The organism is Bartonella queenslandensis AUST/NH15 (genome assembly GCF_000312585.1).
In the GTDB taxonomy this organism is placed as follows: domain Bacteria; phylum Pseudomonadota; class Alphaproteobacteria; order Rhizobiales; family Rhizobiaceae; genus Bartonella; species Bartonella queenslandensis_A.
The window spans coordinates 1-1297 of the sequence record NZ_HE998249.1 but is presented as its reverse complement, the minus strand read 5'-3'; the positions used below and the strand labels follow the sequence as shown (position 1 = coordinate 1297).

Annotated in this window: 1 pseudogene; it reads right to left on the bottom strand. The window is 32.5% G+C overall.

Annotated elements, in window-relative coordinates:
* Nucleotides 1–218, bottom strand: a pseudogene (locus tag BN338_RS10075) (quinone-dependent dihydroorotate dehydrogenase); the annotation flags it as partial.
* Nucleotides 219–1297: the final 1079 nt, after the last annotated feature.

The window sequence follows — 1297 nt, the reverse complement described above, 5'->3', positions numbered from 1 at the left end:
AAAATTTCATCAACAACCTCTGCATTTTTATCAAACCCCGCTGCAAGACCGATAAAATTTTTAAACTCAAGCCCTGCAATAGCTACAGACAATCGTTTATCAACAACCTTTTGACAACCGTTTAATCCACTTTTCAATCCGACAATCGCTAAACGGTGCGCATGCTCTGGATCTAACATAAATAAAGCAGAACGGCCAATACAACGAAAAAAACTCATCAATCCTTCTCCACAACATAAAAATGATCCATCACACCTCACATACATCTTGTAACACAAAATATCCTCAACAAAGGGAGCATATTACTCAAATAATATCTCCCTTCCATAAGAAAGTTCATCACCTCATCATCATTTGCGTGGATTTTTATGCTTCCTGAATAGAAAAAATTTATTCTTGAAAAAATGTTCCTCTTTTTCACAATTGTTCAGATAGTTAAATATGTCTGTAAATCCTAAATCTTATAAAATGTAAAATGCCTATATGAATTGAGACATCAATGGCTCTTCATCACATCATGATCTTATCTCTTGCAAACAAGTTCATAACGTCTTTAAAAAAGCATGAAAATTATCTCTATTCCCAAGATTCTTTTATGTAATCATAGTTTCTTCGTGTAATGTTGTTTCCCCAAAAAACAAAGCTTGCTCTCTAAAGCTGTTTTTCTCATAAATTTATAGAATACACGGTTCGTAAAATCATCTACATTTAAATCAGTAGCATAGTTTATACTGTATTAATAAAATTTTGAAGAATCCGCATTATTACTATTTCTGATGTGCAAAATACAATTTGCATCGAGAAGTACTCTGCCTAACCTACTGTTCAAGCAATGAAAGTTGATCATTAAACCCACACTTATCATACCAGCGACTCGTAAACCAAAATAATCTTGCAAACCTTATAGTTCTGCTATTTATAAACTAATACAATCTTCCAGCCGATGAAAATGTGATTTCTTGCATCAAAATGATGATTACTTTCAACCTATGCAACACACTATAAATAGCTTTTAAATAAGCCTTTACCCCTCATCGCTCTATCGCTTGTTGAATTAAGAGGAACTATCTGGCACTATAAATTTTGCTCCTGCCTTATCTATCCATTTCCCATCAGCACTGAAATATAATTTTTACTCTCATTATACTAATATATAACACTTCTTTCGAGAAACTTCCTGGTGTATCAACTCTCAGAATTTCTAACTTTGTCGTTCTGTGTAAAAATCTCTCTTTTTAAATATTATCATAAAGATGTCGAGACAATTATATAACTTTTCGTTGAAAAAAGCAGATAC